This window comes from Thermobaculum terrenum ATCC BAA-798, from assembly GCF_000025005.1.
In the GTDB taxonomy this organism is placed as follows: Bacteria; Chloroflexota; Chloroflexia; order Thermobaculales; family Thermobaculaceae; genus Thermobaculum; species Thermobaculum terrenum.
Genome location: NC_013526.1, coordinates 261625 through 279371 on the forward strand (window position 1 = coordinate 261625; position 17747 = coordinate 279371).

Annotated in this window: 16 protein-coding genes; 3 read left to right on the forward strand and 13 right to left on the reverse strand. The window is 64.1% G+C overall.

The window, feature by feature from the left end; translation table 11 throughout:
* The first annotated feature begins 4 nt into the window (after positions 1–4).
* Genes TTER_RS10780 through TTER_RS10790 form a run of 3 tightly spaced genes read left to right on the forward strand, consistent with a single transcriptional unit; the run spans position 5 to position 5578 of the window.
* Positions 5–1282: a hypothetical protein gene (locus tag TTER_RS10780; protein WP_012876056.1), complete on the forward strand. Its 1278-nt coding sequence runs from the start codon at positions 5–7 to the stop codon at positions 1280–1282.
* A 10-nt stretch (positions 1283–1292) separates the two neighbouring features.
* The gene (locus tag TTER_RS10785) at positions 1293–2504 is read left to right on the forward strand and encodes a M24 family metallopeptidase (protein ID WP_012876057.1); all 1212 of its coding nucleotides are present in this window, start codon (positions 1293–1295) and stop codon (positions 2502–2504) included.
* A gap of 26 nt (positions 2505–2530) precedes the next feature.
* Positions 2531–5578: an FAD-binding and (Fe-S)-binding domain-containing protein gene (locus tag TTER_RS10790; RefSeq protein WP_012876058.1), complete on the forward strand. Its 3048-nt coding sequence runs from the start codon at positions 2531–2533 to the stop codon at positions 5576–5578.
* A 120-nt stretch (positions 5579–5698) separates the two neighbouring features.
* Here TTER_RS10790 and TTER_RS14935 read toward each other — a convergent pair whose 3' ends face one another.
* From TTER_RS14935 to TTER_RS10850, 13 genes are all read right to left on the reverse strand, one after another.
* The gene (locus TTER_RS14935; protein ID WP_049823060.1) at positions 5699–6145 is read right to left on the reverse strand and encodes a sensor histidine kinase; all 447 of its coding nucleotides are present in this window, start codon (positions 6143–6145) and stop codon (positions 5699–5701) included.
* Positions 6146–6214: 69 nt separating this feature from the next.
* Positions 6215–7228 (reverse strand): histidine kinase dimerization/phospho-acceptor domain-containing protein, encoded by a 1014-nt coding sequence (locus TTER_RS14940; protein ID WP_049823061.1) that lies wholly within the window; start codon positions 7226–7228, stop codon positions 6215–6217.
* Positions 7228–7881 carry a ferric reductase-like transmembrane domain-containing protein gene (locus TTER_RS14945; protein ID WP_012876059.1) on the reverse strand — a complete coding sequence of 218 codons (654 nt, stop codon included), beginning with the start codon at positions 7879–7881 and terminating at the stop codon, positions 7228–7230. Before TTER_RS14945 ends, TTER_RS14940 begins: the two co-directional genes overlap by 1 nt.
* Positions 7874–8788: an FAD:protein FMN transferase gene (locus TTER_RS10805; protein WP_012876060.1), complete on the reverse strand. Its 915-nt coding sequence runs from the start codon at positions 8786–8788 to the stop codon at positions 7874–7876. The genes TTER_RS14945 and TTER_RS10805 overlap by 8 nt, the downstream gene beginning before the upstream one ends.
* 30 nt (positions 8789–8818) lie before the next feature.
* Positions 8819–9058, reverse strand: a complete 240-nt coding sequence (locus TTER_RS10810; protein ID WP_012876061.1) for a hypothetical protein — start codon at positions 9056–9058, stop codon at positions 8819–8821.
* Positions 9059–9278: 220 nt separating this feature from the next.
* Positions 9279–10265 (reverse strand): N-acetylglucosamine kinase, encoded by a 987-nt coding sequence (locus tag TTER_RS10815; protein WP_012876062.1) that lies wholly within the window; start codon positions 10263–10265, stop codon positions 9279–9281.
* A gap of 3 nt (positions 10266–10268) precedes the next feature.
* Positions 10269–10991 (reverse strand): 6-phosphogluconolactonase, encoded by a 723-nt coding sequence (locus TTER_RS10820; RefSeq protein WP_012876063.1) that lies wholly within the window; start codon positions 10989–10991, stop codon positions 10269–10271.
* A 4-nt stretch (positions 10992–10995) separates the two neighbouring features.
* Positions 10996–12294, reverse strand: coding sequence for a family 4 glycosyl hydrolase (locus TTER_RS10825; RefSeq protein WP_012876064.1), 1299 nt, complete (start codon positions 12292–12294; stop codon positions 10996–10998).
* A gap of 41 nt (positions 12295–12335) precedes the next feature.
* Positions 12336–13295: a homocysteine S-methyltransferase family protein gene (locus TTER_RS10830; protein WP_012876065.1), complete on the reverse strand. Its 960-nt coding sequence runs from the start codon at positions 13293–13295 to the stop codon at positions 12336–12338.
* A gap of 12 nt (positions 13296–13307) precedes the next feature.
* Positions 13308–14465: a Gfo/Idh/MocA family protein gene (locus TTER_RS10835; protein ID WP_012876066.1), complete on the reverse strand. Its 1158-nt coding sequence runs from the start codon at positions 14463–14465 to the stop codon at positions 13308–13310.
* A 21-nt stretch (positions 14466–14486) separates the two neighbouring features.
* Positions 14487–15377, reverse strand: coding sequence for a carbohydrate ABC transporter permease (locus TTER_RS10840; protein WP_012876067.1), 891 nt, complete (start codon positions 15375–15377; stop codon positions 14487–14489).
* A complete protein-coding gene (locus TTER_RS10845) occupies positions 15378–16301 on the reverse strand; it encodes a carbohydrate ABC transporter permease (protein ID WP_012876068.1) in 924 nt (307 codons plus the stop codon).
* A gap of 20 nt (positions 16302–16321) precedes the next feature.
* Positions 16322–17725: an ABC transporter substrate-binding protein gene (locus tag TTER_RS10850; protein WP_012876069.1), complete on the reverse strand. Its 1404-nt coding sequence runs from the start codon at positions 17723–17725 to the stop codon at positions 16322–16324.
* Positions 17726–17747: the final 22 nt, after the last annotated feature.

The following is a 17747-nucleotide window of genomic DNA, read 5'->3' on the forward strand; positions in this document are numbered from 1 at the left end:
TGCGATGGAGCTTCCGAAGGTCAGGCATTTACCCAGGCTGGTCAAGGTGAGGCAGCTGTTCCCCTCCAACAGGCTCGAGGACCTGGGCTCGGAGGTGCGCGCCAAGCTGGGCGCGCTGCACCTGCAGGACCGCGTGCACGACGGCATGCGGGTGGGCATAACCGTGGGCTCGAGAGGGGCTGGGGGGACGCTGGAAGCGGTGCGGGCGATAGTCGAGGAGTTCCGAGCCCTGGGTGCTGAGCCCTTCCTGATACCCGCTATGGGTAGCCATGGCGGGGCCACTCCGGAGGGGCAGGTGGAGATCCTCAGGCGCCTCGGGATAACGGAGGCGAGCGCCGGCGCCCCCATAGACCCGAGGATGGAAACCGTGGTGCTGGGGGAGGCTCCCAACGGCTACCAGGCGCACTACGCCGTCAGCGCCCATGAGGCGGATGCGGTGATCGTCCTGGGGCGGACGACGGTGCATCCCAACCTGAAGGCTGGCGAGAGGAGCGACGGCGTGGCCAGCGGGCTCCTGAAGATGGTGGGGATAGGTCTCGGGAAGCAGGCGGGCGCGTTCTCGGCCCACCATCATGGCCTGGGGGAGAGCGTCCTGGCGGTCCAGGAAGTAACCCTTTCCAGGTCCAACATCATCGCGGGGGTGTCCATAGTCGAGAACGCCTATCGCGAGTCCGCTCACGTGGAGGTGGTGCCCCCTCCGGAGTTCAAGGCCTGTGACCAGAGGCAGCTCAAGCTGGTGCGGACGCTCCTCGGGCGCATCCCGTTCGAGGAGCTGGACCTGCTGGTGTGCAGCCAGATGGGCAAGGACGTCGCCGGCTCGGGGCTTGACCCCAACGTCATAGGCTTCTGGCGCATAGAGGGAGGTCCCAGGGTACCCAACTTCAGACGGATAGTGAGCCTGGACCTCACGGACGCCAGCCTCGGCAACGCCATAGGCCTCGGGCTGAACGACTTCGTGCCCCGCCGCCTGGTGGAGAAGATGGACGCCCACAACACCTGGATGAACCTGCTGACGGGCGCCAACAAGGACGGCAGCACGCTGGAGGGTTACACGCCCATAGTCGCCGAGAGCGACCGGGAGGCGATAGAGCTAGCACTGGCCTCGGTGATGCCGTGCGACGCCCCAAGGGTGTGCCACGTGAGGGATACTAGCCGGCTCTACGAGATGCTCATATCCGAGGCCCTGCTGCCCGAGGCTTACCAGCTCGCGAGCGTGGAGGTGGTGGGGGAGCCGCAGCCCTACCGGTTTGACGAACAGGGCCGCTTCATCTGGCCCGAGTGAGGAGGTCTCGATGGATAGCGAACGGCTTGCCCGGGCGGTGGACCTGATGACCCGCCTGAGGTACGATGCCCTCTTGTGCCGGGTGCCGGAGCACGTCTTCATGCTCACCGGCTACCTCCCGGTGATGGGCAACTCCTTCTGCCTGGTGAGGCTTGACCCCGGCGGCAGGCTGCAGGTGCTGCTGGCCGTGCCGGAGGACGAGCGCGACCTCGTCCCGCCGGGTGCCGCCGACGACGTGCGTACCTTCAGCGAGGAGACGGGGGCCCAGATCCAGGACACGCTGCAGGCGGTGAGGGAGTGCTTGCAAGTGCTGCTGATCTCGGCGGCCCTGGGTCCAAGGTGCGTGATAGGCTACGAAGGGGGGCAACATCCCATCACCGCCCCCTACACCCAGGTGGGATTCCCTGGGAAGGCGACCGTGGACCTACTGAGGCAGCTGCGCCCGGAGGCGGAGCTGGTGGATGCCACGCCCTTGCTCGACAGGCTGGCGGCCTTCCGGACGCAAGCTGAGCTGGGGCTCATGCGGCAGGCGACGACGCTGGCCATCTTGGGGTTCGACGCCGCGCGCTCCGCGATAGTGCCCGACGCCACCGAGGCCGATGTGGAGGCGCAGTCCACAGCGGCGATCATCGCCGCCGGTCGCAGGGACTACCCGGACAAGCATATAGCGGCCCACGTGCACGTGATGTCGGGGGAGCGCTCCGCGCGGGCCTACAGGGCCTACAACACGACCTCCGATCGCATGCTCCAGCGGGGCGATCCCGTGCTGGTGCAGATGGAGGTGTGCGTTGGGGGGTGTTGGGCGGAGCTCACGCGCACCTTCTTCGTGGGCGAGATATCCAGGCAGTGGGAAGTCGTGCTCGGCGCCTGCATGCGGGCCCAACGGGAGGCCCTGTACAAGATACGTCCGGGAGCAAGCGGGAGCAAGGTGGATGCCGAGGCCCGCAAGGTCATGCGCGATGCGGGCCTGGGAGAGGCTTTCCGGCATGGCCTGGGACACGGAGTGGGCCTGCAGGCCATCAACCACGGGGCGCAGCCCCGCCTGCACCCGGCCTCCGGAGATGTGCTGCATCCCGGCATGACCCACAACGTTGAGCCGGCGGCCTACCTCGATGGCCAAGGGGGGCTGCGCCTGAACGATAACGTCCTGGTCATACCCACGGGCTGCCAGCTGCTCTCCCAGGGGCTGCCGAGGGCGGTCGATTGGCTGGTGGCGGGATAGAACCAAGGTGTGAAAGGAGAATGTGTATGTCGCTGTCACTCGAGGAGATGAGGTCCCTGAGCGATGAGATAGCCTCACGCATCAGCGGCGAGGTGCGGTTCGACGCGGGCAGCCGAGCGCTGTACGCTACCGACGCCTCCAACTACAGGCAGGTGCCCATCGGGGTGGTCCTGCCCCGCACGGCGGAGGACGTCGTTGAGACGGTGGCCGCGTGCCGTCGGTACGGCGTACCCATCCTGTCCAGGGGGGGAGGCACCAGCCTGGCGGGACAATGCTGCAACGTCGCGGTGGTCATGGACATGTCCAAGCACTACAACCGGCTGCTGGAGCTGAACCCGGATGAGAGGTACGCCGTCGTCGAGCCCGGCATAGTCCTGGATGAGCTGCGCAACGCGGCCGAGAGGTACCACCTCACCTTTGGCCCCGACCCCGCCACCCACGATCACTGCACACTAGGGGGGATGCTCGGCAACAACTCCTGCGGGGTGCACTCGGTGATGGCCGGCAAGACCGATGATAACGTGGAGGCGCTGGAGGTCCTGACCTACGATGGCCTGCGCATGTGGGTCGGCCCCATCAGCGAGGCCGAGCTGGAGCAGATCATCCGCGAGGGGGGCAGGCGGGGGGAGATCTACGCCGGGCTGAAGGCGCTGAGGGACAAGTACGCCCAGCTGATCCGCGAGAAGTTCCCCGATATCCCCCGCAGGGTGTCGGGCTACAATCTGGTCCACCTGCTGCCCCAGAACGGCTTCAACGTGGCTAAGGCACTGGTGGGCAGCGAGAGCACCTGCGTGACCATCCTGAGGGCCAAGCTCCGGCTGGTCGACAGCCCACCCGCGCGCACCCTCGTCGTGCTCGGCTTCGAGGACGTGTTCGTTGCCGCCGACCACGTGCCCGATGTGATGGAGCACGGGCCCATAGCCCTCGAGGGGCTGGACGAGAAGCTCATCGACTACTCGCTGATGCAGGGCCTGCACCCGGATAGCATCAAGCTGCTGCCCGAAGGCCACGGCTGGCTGCTCGTGGAGTTCGGGGGGCGGGACAAGCGCGAGGCGGACGACAGGGCCAGGGAGATGGTGTCGGCCCTCGGCAAGCTCGACCGGCCCCCCAGCATGAAGCTGTTCGACGACCCGCGGGAGGAGCGCCAGATGTGGCTGGTGCGCGAGGCGGGCCTGGGGGCCACCACGTTCATCCCGGGCACGACGCGCATGGAGTGGCCTGGATGGGAGGACTCAGCGGTGGCTCCGGACAGGCTCGGGGACTACCTGCGGGACTTCAGGAAGCTGCTGGACAAGTACGGCTACAACGGCTCGCTGTACGGCCACTTTGGACAAGGATGCCTCCACACCAGCACGGACTTCGATCTGGAGTCCGCCGATGGCGTCAGGAAGTTCCGGGAGTTCATCTACGAGGCCGCCGACCTGGTCGTGGGCTACGGAGGATCGCTCTCAGGGGAGCACGGCGACGGGCAGGCGAGGGGCGAGCTCCTCGAGAAGATGTTCGGCAAGGAGCTCGTGGGCGCCTTCCAGGAGTTCAAGGCCCTGTGGGACCCGGAGGGCAAGATGAACCCCGGCAAGGTGGTCAACCCCTATAGGCTGGACGAGAACCTCCGGCTGGGGCCCACCTACGACCCCCCGCCCGTGCGGACGCACTTCGCCTTTATAAGCGACGACGGCGATTTCTCCAAGGCGGCGCTGCGGTGCGTGGGGGTGGGCAAGTGCCGGCGTCACGGCAGCCAGGACCCCGACGACGACACCATGTGCCCTAGCTACATGGTGACCCGGGAGGAGATGCACGCCACCAGGGGGAGAGCTCGGCTGCTGTTCGAGATGCTGCAGGGTAACCCCCTATCGGAGGGCTGGCGCAGCGAGGCCGTGCGCGAGGCCCTGGACCTGTGCCTGGCATGCAAGGGCTGCAAGGCGGATTGCCCGGTGAGCGTGGACATGGCAACCTACAAGGCGGAGTTCCTGTCGCACTACTACGAGGGCCGTCTGAGGCCGCGGGCCGCCTACTCCATGGGCCTGATCTACTGGTGGGCTCGGCTGGCCTCGCATGTCCCCTCGGTGGCCAACCTCCTCACACAGACGCCCATCTTACGGAGTATGGCCAAGCTTGCGGCCGGAATAGCTCCCCAAAGGCGTATACCGGCGTTCGCCCCTCAGACCTTTAAGGACTGGTTCTTCTCACGGTATGCGGAGAGCAAGGGGCGTAAGGGCAAGGTCATACTGTGGGCTGACACCTTCAACAACTACTTCCTGCCGGAGACGGCCAGGGCGGCGGTGCGCGTGCTGGAAGCCGCCGGGTTTGAGGTGGAGGTGCCGCGGGCGTCGCTCTGCTGCGGGCGCCCCCTGTACGACTGGGGCATGCTGGACCTGGCCAAGAGGCAGCTGCGGCAGATACTGCAGGTGCTGGAGGAGGAGATCCAACGAGGGACGCCGGTGGTGGTGCTCGAGCCCAGCTGCGCGTCCGTCTTCCGAGATGAGCTGGTCAACCTCTTCCCCAGGGATAAGGACGCGCAGCGGCTAAGCCAGCAGACTTACCTGCTGAGCGAGTTCCTCCAGCGGAAGGCTCCCGATTGGGAGATGCCCACGCTGGAGCGCAAGGCCCTGGTGCACGGACACTGTCACCACAAGGCGATCATGGGCATGGGCGACGAGCGGGCGGTGCTCGAGAGTTTGGGACTGGACTTCGAGGTGCTGCCGTCGGGGTGCTGTGGCATGGCCGGCGCCTTCGGGTTCGAGCCTGGTGAACACTATGAGGTATCGATCCGTGCCGGGGAGCGGGTGCTGCTGCCGGCCGTACGGAGCGCCGAGCCCTCGACCGTGGTGATCGCCGATGGCTTCAGCTGTCGGGAGCAGATAGCCCAGATGACCCACAGGCGGGCCATGCACCTGGCACAGGTGATAGACCTGGCGCTTCGCTCTCAGCCCACTCCCAGGGACAGCTCGTTCCCCGAGAGGCTGTATGAGGAGGGCACGACCAGCACCCTGGGAGGATTGCTCAGGGTCGGCGGCGCGCTCGCGGGGTTGGCGGCAGCGGTGGCCGCCTCCAGAGGCCTGTGCAGGAGAAGCTGAAACCTACCCGTCAATACGCCCGTGGGTTGGCCTCCGTGCTCATGGGAGGCCGACCCACCCGCGCATCCCGTGGTCGGCGCCCCACGCCGGGGAGAGGGCGCTGCCGTGGCTCGCCCTACCTCAGGGGCGATCGATGGCCACGCCCCGGCGAGCTCCCAGGGTGGCGCTGGGCAGCTCAGGCTCCGCCGAGCGCTCCCCGGCGCCGCGCGGCAGGCGCACCGTGAAGGTCGAGCCTCGCCCGGGAGCGCTCTCCACCTGGATGCCTCCCCCGTGCGCCTCCGCCAGCCAGCGGGCGATCGCTAGCCCGAGGCCGCTGCCACCTCCGCTGCGCGCCGGGTCCACTCTGTAGAACCGCTCGAAGATGTGCGGCAGGTGCTCGGGGGGTATGCCTATGCCCGTGTCCGCCACCTTGAGCACCGCCGCGTCACCGCCGGCCTCGAGCCCCACCGTGATCCGCCCGCCCGCTGCGGTGTACTTCAGGGCGTTGTCGAGCAGGATCAGCAGGAGCTGCCGCAGTGCGTCGGGATCGCCCCTGACCTGTGTGGGCGCTAGCCCCTCGATCGACACGGATTTATCTCTAGACAGCCGTGCTACCTACGCTACCACGGCCCCGACCAGCTGGGGCAAGTCTACCAGCTATCTCCTGAGCGAGATCCTGCTGTCCGCCCTGGCCAAAGTCAGCAGGTCGTTGACCAGCCTGCTCATGCGCTCCGCCTCGTAGTAGATCTCATCCAGAGCTGCGGCCTTGTCCTCCTCAGACATCTGCGGCACTTGCTTCAGCATAGCGGCATTCCCACGGATGCTGGTCAGCGGGGTGCGCAGCTCGTGGGAAGCATCTGCTAAGAACCTACGCTGCGAGGTCAGCAGCTCCCGTAGGTATGCGTCCGATTCCTGCAGCCTGGCCAGCATCAGATTGAAGGTCCTCGCCAGCCTACCTATCTCATCGTGCCTCGAGCTCACATACACCCGTTTGGAGAGATCTCCGGAGCTTGCCACCACCTGTGCTGTGTCCGCCAGCTGCGCCAGGGGCCTGAGCATCGATCCCGTCATGGCAGATACCACTAGCCAAGATATGCATGTCACTATGCCGACGCACGACATTGCCAGCAGCCTCACGGCTCGCAGGGTGGCCTCCACCCCCGATAGACTCCTGCCCACCTGCACCACCAACGACACACTTCCGTCCAGGGCGACAGGGGTGCTGTAGACCCGTATACTTTCTCCCCCCACCGAGATGGTGCTAAAGTATGGGCCGTAGCCCGAGGGTGTGGCGGGCAGTTTCCAACTGTGAAGCACGTCGGAGGAGCCTAGAACTTTGCCTTGAGAGTCGGTTACCTGGACCAGCGTGTCGGTGAAGGCGAAGGTGTTGGGGGGTAGTATATCAATGTTATCCTCGATGCCTCCGCGGAGGCGATCCCCATGGTCGAGAACCCTCTTTACCTGCATGGCTCTCTCGACTAGGGACTGATCCACCTGGCTGTAGAGGTTCCTAGCCAGCAGGCTGTAGAGCATGCAGCTGAAGAGGATCATCGCTGCCCCCAGTACCAACAGGTGCCAAGCGGTGAGCCTGGCACGGAGGGATCGTGGCAGCAGGCTGGGTAGCCTGTTGGCCCGCATCCCGGCTTGCTCTTCCTCGGCGAGCTTGCCCATCAGATGCCTCCTGCCAGCTTGGAATTGCACTTACGATCTGATAGGAATCGAAAGCGCCTGTTCGCCAGATAGACTAGGATCATGAAGCTGGCTAGATACATGCCCACCGCCCAGAAGGCCCCGCTGTCTGTGCCCGATAGCACCGAGTGGTACAGGGACAGCAAGTATGCGGGTATGCTTAGGTAGTGCAGTACCCTCCAAGTCTTGTGGCCTAACCTACGTTCCAAGTAAGAACTCAACGTAATCAGGAGCAACAGGTACAGCGCAACTATCCCGAGTGCCACTGCCAGGGGTCTATAAATCGATAGCATCGGGATCAGGACCTGCGGCAGCGTGAAGCCCACGTACCTGTCCCACAGCAGCGCTAGCACGTGCAGGGTGAGCAGGCCCAGCGCCACCGGCGCCGTAAACTGATGCAAGTCGTACAGCCTCCAGCGGGGGAGAGCTCCCGTGTGGGCGCCCTGGCGGATCACCAGCCCCAGCGCCATGTTGAGCCAAAGTATGGCGTAGGCGCTCAGCCCCGCGGCGCGGCTGATGTACCAGGCGAGGTTTTCCCCCGCAGCTCCCGCCCTGTCCCAGGCGGCCCAGGAGACGACCAGCATCCCGAGCGCAAAGAGCACCGACCATAAAGCCGCGTCCCTTAGCTTACGCATAGGTCATCCCCTGGAGTGTTGTCGACATAACGTAGTCGTTGTTGGCCAGCACGAGCAGCCCCCTGGCTCCGACACCCTCGATCAACCGCAGTCCCTGCTCCTCTCCCAGGATGATGGCGGCCTTGGCCAGCACCTCCGCCTGGGCCACTGAGTCGGCGACCACGGTGGCGGCTATGACCCTGCTACTTGCGGGGTTGCCGGTCCGCGGGTCGATGATATGGTGCATGACCTCTCCACCCCTCACCCAGCGGCGTCGGATCACGCTGGAGGTGGCCACGGCCCGATCCTCCAATTGGAGCTGGAGCAGGTCACGACCAGGGAACCTCGGATCCGCCACCCCGATCCGCCAGGGGCGGTCGTGCCTGCGCCCACCCACGTACAGGTCTCCGCCGGCATCGACGCCGAAGCTCACCCAGTCCGAGAGCAGCTCGACCGCCCTGTCCACCGCCCATCCCTTCCCTATGCCTCCAAGGTCCAGGGCGCATCCCTGGGGGATGGTGATCGTGCGTGCGCTGGGGTCCAGCCTGATGTCCCTCCAGCTGCCCCTCCATCCCGCTGCGCGCCCTGCGGGCTGATCCCCTAGGAGCTCGAAGCTGCGGTCGTAGCCGGCAGCTATCAGGGAGGGGAGCACCGTGGGGTCGAATATACCGTTGGTCATCCTGGCCGCCTCCACCGCTGCGTGGACGACCTCGAACAGCATGGCGGAGGCCTGGAAGGGCCTGCCAGCGGCCGTGTTGAGCGCCGAGAGCTCCGAGTCCGGCAGGAAGCGGCTCAGGCGCCCCTCGGTATCTGCAAACAGCGCCTCCACCTGGTCTATGTACCTGTTTGCCTCTTTGGGGTCGCCGGCGAGTATCGCGACCCTCACATCCGTGTTCATGGCTCTGAAGTGCCTGGTAACCTCTTGCATCTCCTGTCCTCCCATGTGTGGGCTTTGGGCTCACGAGCTCCTCGTCCTGAAGTCGGTGCTGGCCTGCCATCCTGGTGGGCTTGCGGCCACGTTGCCGGGCACCGTCACCACCGAGGTGAAGGCGGGGCTACCGCCCTGGGTGGTCACGGTGTTCCTGCTCGCGATCGAGGCCTTCGTGGTCGCGACCAGGAAAGTCCCCATCATGGCGAGTGTGCCCAGCCACACCCCAATTCTGCCCACGATCTTGTTGCGTCGTCCTGTGTTCGACATCTATCACCTCCTTAGGCATCATCTGTGGGGCCATGGGCCATCTGCTATCAGGATACGTCCCGTGTTTCTGAGCAGCGTCAGGAGTGAGTAAGAGGGTGGTAAGAGTTGGGTGCGCTCCCCTGGGCTATATCGGCGGCTGCGAGGGTTGAGGGCAGGGGACCGCTATCGGAGGCAACTGCCCGAGGGTGTGGGGTCCTGGGATGGCTGGCCGGGGTAGCTTTCAGGTCTCAAAGAGCGAGGCCGGAGGCAGCGAGCAGGCTACGCGTGCCAGCAACTCGTCGTTGGTAGGGATGCCGGCCAGCTCGTAGGCCAGCAGGAGCGCCCCCACCGCCGGCTCGAACCTGCTGAATACCGGCCGCACGTCGGGGTCGCTTGCCAGCACCCTGTCGATGATGGCCTGGGCCACCAGCTTGGATGGATGCCTGATCACGCCGCCGGCCAGCACCAGGTAGAAGGGATCTTGGTCTATGCCCACCTGGTGGGCGGCCGCGAGCGCGTAGTCCCCAATGGCGCGCCCGTGCTCGAGCACTATCCGGAGGGCCGTGGGATCGCCCTCGACGGCGGTGTCGAGCAGGACCCTGGCGAAGGAGCCCAAGTTGTACCTGCGCCGGCTGCCCCTGGCAGTGAGAGCGTGCAGGAAGTCCTCCACGGACTCGGCCGCGAAATGCGCGAGCAACTTCTCCCTCAAGGCAGTGGGAGGGTCTATCCCCAGCTCGGCGCGCATCACCGCACGTAGGGCCTTGTGTCCCAGCTCCTGCGCGCCCTGGGGCTCCTGCCAGAAGCTGGTGTGCCAGATCTTGCCCTCTGGGCTGCGAGCGCCTATGGCCATGCCGGTCCCGCAGACCACCGAGACGCCCGTGCCATCGGGAGAGCCTGCCCTGAGCGCGCCTATGGCGTCGTTGTACACCTTGACCTGCTGCCCGTACCCGCGGGAGCGCACGTGGGACTCGAGGAGTTCGAAGTCCTCTGGCCAGTCGGCCCCTGCCAAGGAGAAGACCCCCGCGACCAGGGAGCCCGCCCCCACGCCCGCGCTGATGAGCGCCTGCTCGACGGCCCGATCGAGCTCCGCGAGCGCCGCCTCCTCCGAGGGCGCCCCATAGATGTCGCTGCAGCCCGAGCGCCCACTGCCGAGGATGCGGCCCTCCAGGTCGGCCACGAGCGCCACCGTCTTGGAGTTGCCGCCGTCCACCCCCAGCAAGTAGCTCATACGCTACCTCCCCCACGCCTCCCGGTCCGCCAGCACCGTCACCTGCGTCAGCCCCTGCAGGTACGAGGCCGGCACCTCGGGAGTTATCTGTCCCTGGAGGGCCTTGCGGAGGATCTCCCTCTTGTGGCGCCCGGAGGCTAGCAGGAGGATCTTGCGCGCGGCAAGGAGCTGGGTCATCCCCGCCGTCAGCGCCCTGCGGGGTACCCGCTCGATATCTCCCCAATAGGTGGCGTTGCTCTCCAGGCTGGCCTCCGTCAGCTCGACGGCCCGCGTGGGCGCCGCGCTATCTGAGGGGGGCTCGTTAAACCCCAGGTGGCCGTTGGGCCCCAGCCCCAGGATCACCAGGTCGTAACCTCCCCATGCCTCGACGGTCCTGTCGTACTCCTGGCACTCGCGTTCGATATCGCACGCATCCCCGTGGAAGCGGTTTACCCTGGAGGGAGGTATGCCCAGAGGATCCAGGAAGGACCTCCGCAGCCAGCCGTAGAGGGACCTGGGGTCATCATCCGACACGCCCAGGTATTCGTCCAGCTGGCAGACCCGTATTTGCGAGGTGTCGAGCTCTCCCTCTTGCTTCATCTCCGCCAACCTGCGGTAGGCTCCCATCGGCGTGTTGCCCATCGCCGGCACCACCACGGCATCGGGCTTGGAGCGTATCTCCGAGGCGATCAGCTCGGCAGCTAGCTCGTGCATCTCATCGGCATCTCTTGTGATCACCAACCTCATGCCCTCACCTCAGCAGCCGCTCAGGCAGGTAGTCCCTCAGCGCCGCGGCCATCTCGTCGTAGATCCTCTCAGCCTTCTCCAGCGAGAAGCAGAGCGGGTTGCTGGCCAGCGCTCGGATCGCGTCCTTCCGGGTGCCACACCATGCCGCCTCCGCGGCCAGCGCCTGGTACTCCCCCAGCATCTTCACCAGGCCGGACACGTGCCTGGGCAGCGAGCCCTGAGGTATGGGCTGTATGCCCTCCCCGCTCACCCTGCCCGGCACCTCCACCACCCGGTCGTCGGGGAAGTCGGCGATGGCGCCGTGGTTGGGGACGTTCACCGGCCAGACCTCGTCCTTCTGGTTGAAGATGGCGTCCATGACGTCTATGGCCAGCTCCAGCTCGTGGATGCCCCCGCGCGACCTCGATGGGTCGAGCTGTGGGTCCTCGGCCTCTGCCTGCTCTCGGTAGTGTTGCCAGTAGTCCGGCACCCAGCTCATGATGTCCTGCGCCCTCGTCGTGGGCTTGTTGCGGAGTTCCTCCAGCACCTCGTCCTTGAAGTAGTAGTACTGGAAGTACGACGCCGGGATGGACTCCATGAGCGCGGCCAGCTTGAGCCACCTCAGGCCGTGGACGTCCGCAGAGGGATCGTCCTTCATCCGCTCATACGCCTCCTGCAAGAGGGGGATCATGTCCTGTCCATCGTAGAGGTGCTTGATGCTCCAACAGCCGTGGTTGAGGCCGATCATCGTCGCGTCGACCTTGTCCGGGTCCAGCCCCGCGACCTCCGCTACGTGCCGTGGGAATATTATGGGCCCCTCGCACAGGGACACCGTACGGATCTCGCTGTGGTGGGTGACCGCCTCAGACACTATGTTTATGGGGTTCGTGTAGTTGATCAGCCAGGCATTGGGGCACAGCTCCTCCATGTCCCGCACGATGCCCTGCATGACGTGGATGGTGCGCAGCGCCATGAAGAAGCCTCCCGGCCCCTGCGTCTCCTGTCCTATCACCCCGTGCTTGAGCGGCACGCTCTCATCGATGTAGCGCGCCTCAAAGCCCCCGGGCCTGAAGCTGGTGAGCACGGCGTCACAGTCCACCAGCGCTGCTCTCCTGTCGGTCGTGGCGGACACGCGGATGTCGAGCCCTCGGTTGCGGGCCATCTTCTCGGCGATCTTGCGCACGATCTCCAGGTGCTCTGCGTTGAGGTCGACCAGCACGACCTCTGAGCCGTTGAAGTTCTCGCCCTGATGGATGAAGGAGGCCATCGTGCCCGGGGCACGCGTGCTACCCCCACCTATGTAAGCCAGCTTGATGCTTGCCATATCTCCTCCTCGTGGTGATGTTACCATTTTGCCATAAAGGGTCACGCCAGCTCGGGCGCGCGCGACAGGGCTTTGGCCATCGCGCGGATGTAGGCGGCGTTCGCCCCGCAACAGCCACCTATATATTGTACGCCCTGGGAGATCGCCTGAGTTGCGAAGTCGGCGAACTCACGCCTGGAGACCTGTATGGTCTCCAGGTCATCGGGGAACTGGGGCATGCGCGTGAAGCAAGGGGTATCGTCCGAGGTCCTGAAAGCCGCCGGCTGGGCGGCTATCGGCACGTCCACGGCTGCCCTCATCTGGAGCACTATGGGCAGCATCCTGCTCGGCTCCTGCTCGCAGTTGGCCCCGACTATATCGGCCCCAGCATCCACCATCGCGCGCGCGCACTCCGCGGGGGTGTAACCGTCCGAGCTCTCGGTAGTCTTGGGCCTGAAGCTCATGGTGGCCATGACCGGGAGGCCGCAGTCGCGAGCGCACTCCAGTGCTATGAGCATCTCCTGCAGGTGGAAGAAGGTCTCCAGGATCAGGAAGTCCACCCCAGCGCTTGTAAGGATGCGTATCTGCTCGGCGATCAGATCCCGGGCGTGCTCTCGGGCGGCTGGCCCCTCCCGCTCAAAGAGCTGGGTTCGAGCCACTGAGGCGGCCACCAAAGCACGCTCCCCTGCCACCTCTCGGGCTATGCGCACCGCTGCTATGTTTATCGCCTCCGTCTGGGGACCGTAGCCCGCTCGCGAGAGCTTCTCCCTGGTGGCAAAGAACGTCAGCGCTTGCAGCACCTGCGATCCAGCCATCAGGAACTCCGTGTGCAGCTCTCTCAGAGCGTCCGGGTGCTCTATGGCTACCTCCGGGGTGTACTGGCCACTACCCTTGCCCGTGCCCACCTTCTCCCGATCCGAGCCGCTCTGGACGTATCCTCTCCTCTCCAGCTCGATGAGGTAGCCTCCGTCGCCCAGGATATAGCCCTGGTGCCTTATGATCTCCAGTGGATTTCTCGCCATCGTCTTCTCCTGTTAAGGTAGGTTGAAAGTGCTCTCCAGGTGCTGCGCCCTGCCGGTACGCGCTGCGACATAACCCTTCTCGATGATCTCCACCACGTGTGCGGCGTGTTCCCCAGATGGTATGGGATCCTTGTCGGCCATGATGCAATCCACGAGGTGCATGATGTCCGCGTAGACGTGGGGCTCAGGTATGGCGGCGTGACGTGCGTCCACGTAGGGCAGCCAGCTATCAGGTAGATACTCCCCCTCCCTCTCGCCCCCGATCTCGGCCAGCCCGTGGCTGGAGGTTATGTACAGCCTGCTGGGGTGGCCCGACAAAGGCTCTATCTCCAGGGTCTCGATAGCCCCCTCGGAGCCGTATATGCCCATCGATCCCCATGTGACCAGCCTGCCGGTCATGCAGCTGTGGCCCCCTGCCACGGCGAACGTGGAGTCCCCGAAATCCAGCATCAGCAGGCTGTTGTCATCCACCTCCAGCTGTATGGTCTTGTCCCTCCATTGACGCGTCGGGACAGCTATCCCGCTCATCGCCGCCACGCGCAGCGCGGGTCCAAGTATGCCCGTCAGGCTGTGGAGGACGTAGACCGTGACGTCCACCAGGGGCCCCCCGCCGGCCTTGTAGTACCAGGTGGGATCCACCGAGTGGAGCACGTCCTCCCCCTGCCTCTGGGGCTCGTAGTCGTGCCCCCAACCGCCGGTGCTCCCCCATGCCCAGTAGACCTTGCCCAGCGCGCCGCTCGCCACGAGCTCCCTCATCTTGCGTATGGAGGGCGATAGCATCTGCCCGGGCGCGGCCGCGAGCTTCAGGCCCAACCTGCGAGCGGTGCGCACCATCTCGGAGGCTTCTCTGTGCGTCGTCGCCATCGTCTTCTGGACGTAGACGTGCTTGCCGGCCTGGAGCGCGCGCATCGCCAGCTCGTAGTGGAACGGGATAGGTGTGGCCACGATCACCAGGTCGAGGTCTCGCACGGCGATCAGCTCGCTGGGGTCGCTGAAGTACAGCGGCACGTCGAAGGCCTCCGCCGTCCTACGCGCCCGCTCCTCCACCACGTCGCATACCGCCAGCAGCTCGAGCCTCTCCCTTGCGTCCGGCTGCGTGATCTGGGGGAGTATGCCCATCAACGACAGGGCGCCACAACCTATCAAGCCTGCCCTAACTTGTGAGGACATAGCGCAACACCTCCAATTAGATTAGCCTTTGATACCAGTCATGGTGATACCTTCCAGGAAGTAGCGCTGGGTGAACGCAAACAGCACGATCAGGGGCAGCGTGACCAAGGTCGATGCTGCCATGAGCAGATCCCAATCCGTGGTGCGTTGGGCCTTGAACGCGAACAGTCCCAGGCTTAGCGGGTACTTGTTGGGGTCCGACAGATATATGAGCGGCCCGAAGAAGTCATGCCAGGTGTACAGGCATGTGAACACGGCGGTGACCATCAGCGCCGGCTTGACCATGGGCAGCATGATCTGCCAGAAGATCCTGAACTCCCCAGCGCCGTCCACCTTGGCAGCTTCGGACAGCTCCCAAGGTATGCCCAGGAAGAACTGCCTGAGCATGAATATAAAGAATGCGTCACCCAAGAAGCGGGGCACGATCAAGGGCGTGTAGGTGCCTATCATGCCTAGCGCTTTGAACAGGACGTAAGTAGGGATGAATGTAACGATCGCAGGGATCATGAGCGTGGAAACGGTGATGGTGAACAACAGCCCCCTTCCAGGGAAACGCAGGCGCGCGAATCCGTACCCCACAGCTGCGCTAGAGACGACTGTCCCCAGAGTGACGAGGCCAGAGTAGTAGATGCTGTTCCAGAGCATGCGGAAGTAGGGAAAACCGGGGTAAGTCATGGCTCTGGTGAAGTTATCCCAGTGGATGGGATCCGGCCACCACTTTATGGGTTGTGCGAAGATTTGAGCGTTATCCTTGAGGGCCGATATGATCATCCAGTAGAAGGGCAGCATAAAGATGGCTGAGACCGTTATCAGCGACAGGTGCCTCAGGAGCACCTTCAGCTGCCTCCTGCCGATCAGTCCTCTTCTGGTGGCGACGGTGGTGCTTGTTGCCTCTCGACGTGCTAGCTGCATCTATCTCTCCCCTCCCTCGTAGTACACCCACACCCTGGCTGAGCGAAAGATCACCAGGGTCACGAACAGCACCGCCAGGAACAGGATCACGGCGAGAGCCGAGGCGTAGCCCATGGAGAAGTAGCGGAAAGCGTTGCGGTAGATCAGCACCATGAACATCAGCGTGGAGTCCAGCGGCTCACCCGTGGTGCCGCCGATCACGAACGCCGGCGTGAACACCTGGAAGGAGTAGATCACTCCCATTACTAGGTTGAACAGGATGACCGGGGAGAGCAGCGGCACGGTGACGTGCCGGAACTTCTGCCAAGCTCCTGCGCCATCGATCTCCGCGGCCTCCAGCAGCACCCTGGGTACCTCCTTCAAGCCGGCGAGAAAGATGAGGGCGCTCGTGCCAACCCCCCACAGGCTCAGGATGATGAGCGCGGGCTTGGACCATCTAGGGTCGGTCAGCCACCCCACCTCCGGCAGACCCACCATCCTTAGGAGGCTGTTGAGCAGTCCTCCCTCGGGGCTAAACATGAGGATGAACACGATCGTGCCCGCAACTGGGGGCACGAGGGCTGGAAGGTAGAACAGCGTGCGGTACATGCCTATAAACCGGGTGTTGGCGTTCAGGAGCAGCGCCAGCAGGAGCGCTATCACCAGGCTGAGCGGCACAGATACGAGGGCGTAGTACAGGCTGTTCTTGACCGAGATCCAGAAGTAGGGGTCGTTCGAGAACATGGTCCTATAGTTCTCTAGCCCCACCCACTTTGGTGGTTCTATGATGTTGTACCTGGTGAAGGAGAAGTAGAAGGCAGCTATTATCGGATAGCTGGTGAAGACCAGGAGGCTCGCTATCCAGGGCAGCACGAAGAGCAGCCCGGCGTAAGCCTCTCGCCTTCGTAGGGGACTATAGGAGCGATGACGTAGTTTAATGGCCATATCTCTCCCCCTTGCCAGACCTAGCCCTTGAGGGTCTTCTCTAGCTCGGCCTGGCAAGCCTTCTGGGCCTCGGCAAGGGCATCCTTGGGCTTGGCGGCCTTGCGCATGATGCGCTCTATGGCCCTCTGAAGCTGGTCTATGGCAAAGCTCTGTATTGGTGAGTCCCACATCGGGGTGGCGATCTCCTGCTGCTTCCGGAAGAAGTCCATTACCTGCTTAGCGAATGCATCCCCTCGTTTCTCCACCACGACCTTCGGCACCAAGTTCTTAGGGACCTTCTTGTTGGTGGGCATATCTGGCACTGCAGCGAACCAGTCTTGCACGCCCTCCACGCTCATGAAGTCCAGGTACTTGAACGCCTCCTCCGGGTTGTTGGAGCCTTTCGGTATCGCCAGCCAGTTGGGCCAGTAGCCGGAGACCTGCTTGCTGCCGCTAGGACCAACCGGGATGTAGGCTACGTTCCACCTCTTGAGCTTGGCCTGCCCGAACGCATAGAAGTCTCCCATCATCCAACTGCCCTCGAGCATCATGGCCAACCTGCTGTTCTGGAAAGCTGGGGGCTGGCCCTTGCTGCCGGGATAACCTCCCCAAGCGCCCGAGTTCTGGACTTTCTGGATATCTCCTTTGTACTCCTCGTCAAGCCATGAGAGGAAGTACTCCATCATTTGGATGTTGTTCTCGGAGTCTATGGTGTATTTTTGGTTCTTTGCGTCGTAGATCTGGGAGCCGTTGAGTGCCGACCATATGGGGAGAACGTAGGGATCGGGGATGGGGACGAAGCCTGCGGTCTCCAGCTTATCGCCTTGCCAGCGGGTGAACTCCTTAGATAGCTGCCTCATATCGTCCCAGGTCTTGGGGAACTTGGATGGGTCGGACGGCACCCCCTTCTGTTCAAATAGCTCTTGGTTGTACCACATGCCGTAGGTGCCCGCCGTGACGGGTAGCCCGTACGTCTTGCCCCCGAACTGGCAGCTGGCAAGGATCGCCGCAGGCCAGTTATCCGTCTGGCAGTTCTGCGAGGTGGCCATCATCGCATCGAGCTCCAAGAGGGAGCCTCTCACTCCTAAGGCCACTGGCGTGTCCCATATCACCGTGGCGCTAGGTGGGTTGCCAGCTGCTATGCGCGCAAGCAACACCTCCACGAAGCTCTGATCACCCGTGTATCGAGTGACCTCGACGTCCACATTCGTATGCTCACCCTCGTACTTCTTCGCTATCTCCTGGTGGGCTTTGAAGTAGGTGTCCGAGCCTCCTGGTAGCCAGAAAGAGAGCTTTACCTTCTGCCCCGAGGTGTTGCCCGCTGCCGGGGTCGAAGTGGGTGCCCTGGACCCGCACGCTGACAGTAGCAGCGCCGTGCTGCCTATCCCGATCAGGGACATGAACCTACGTCGGCTCATCGTGAGAGAGTGCTTTTCCTGCCACATCTTATGTGCTCCTTCCTCCTGT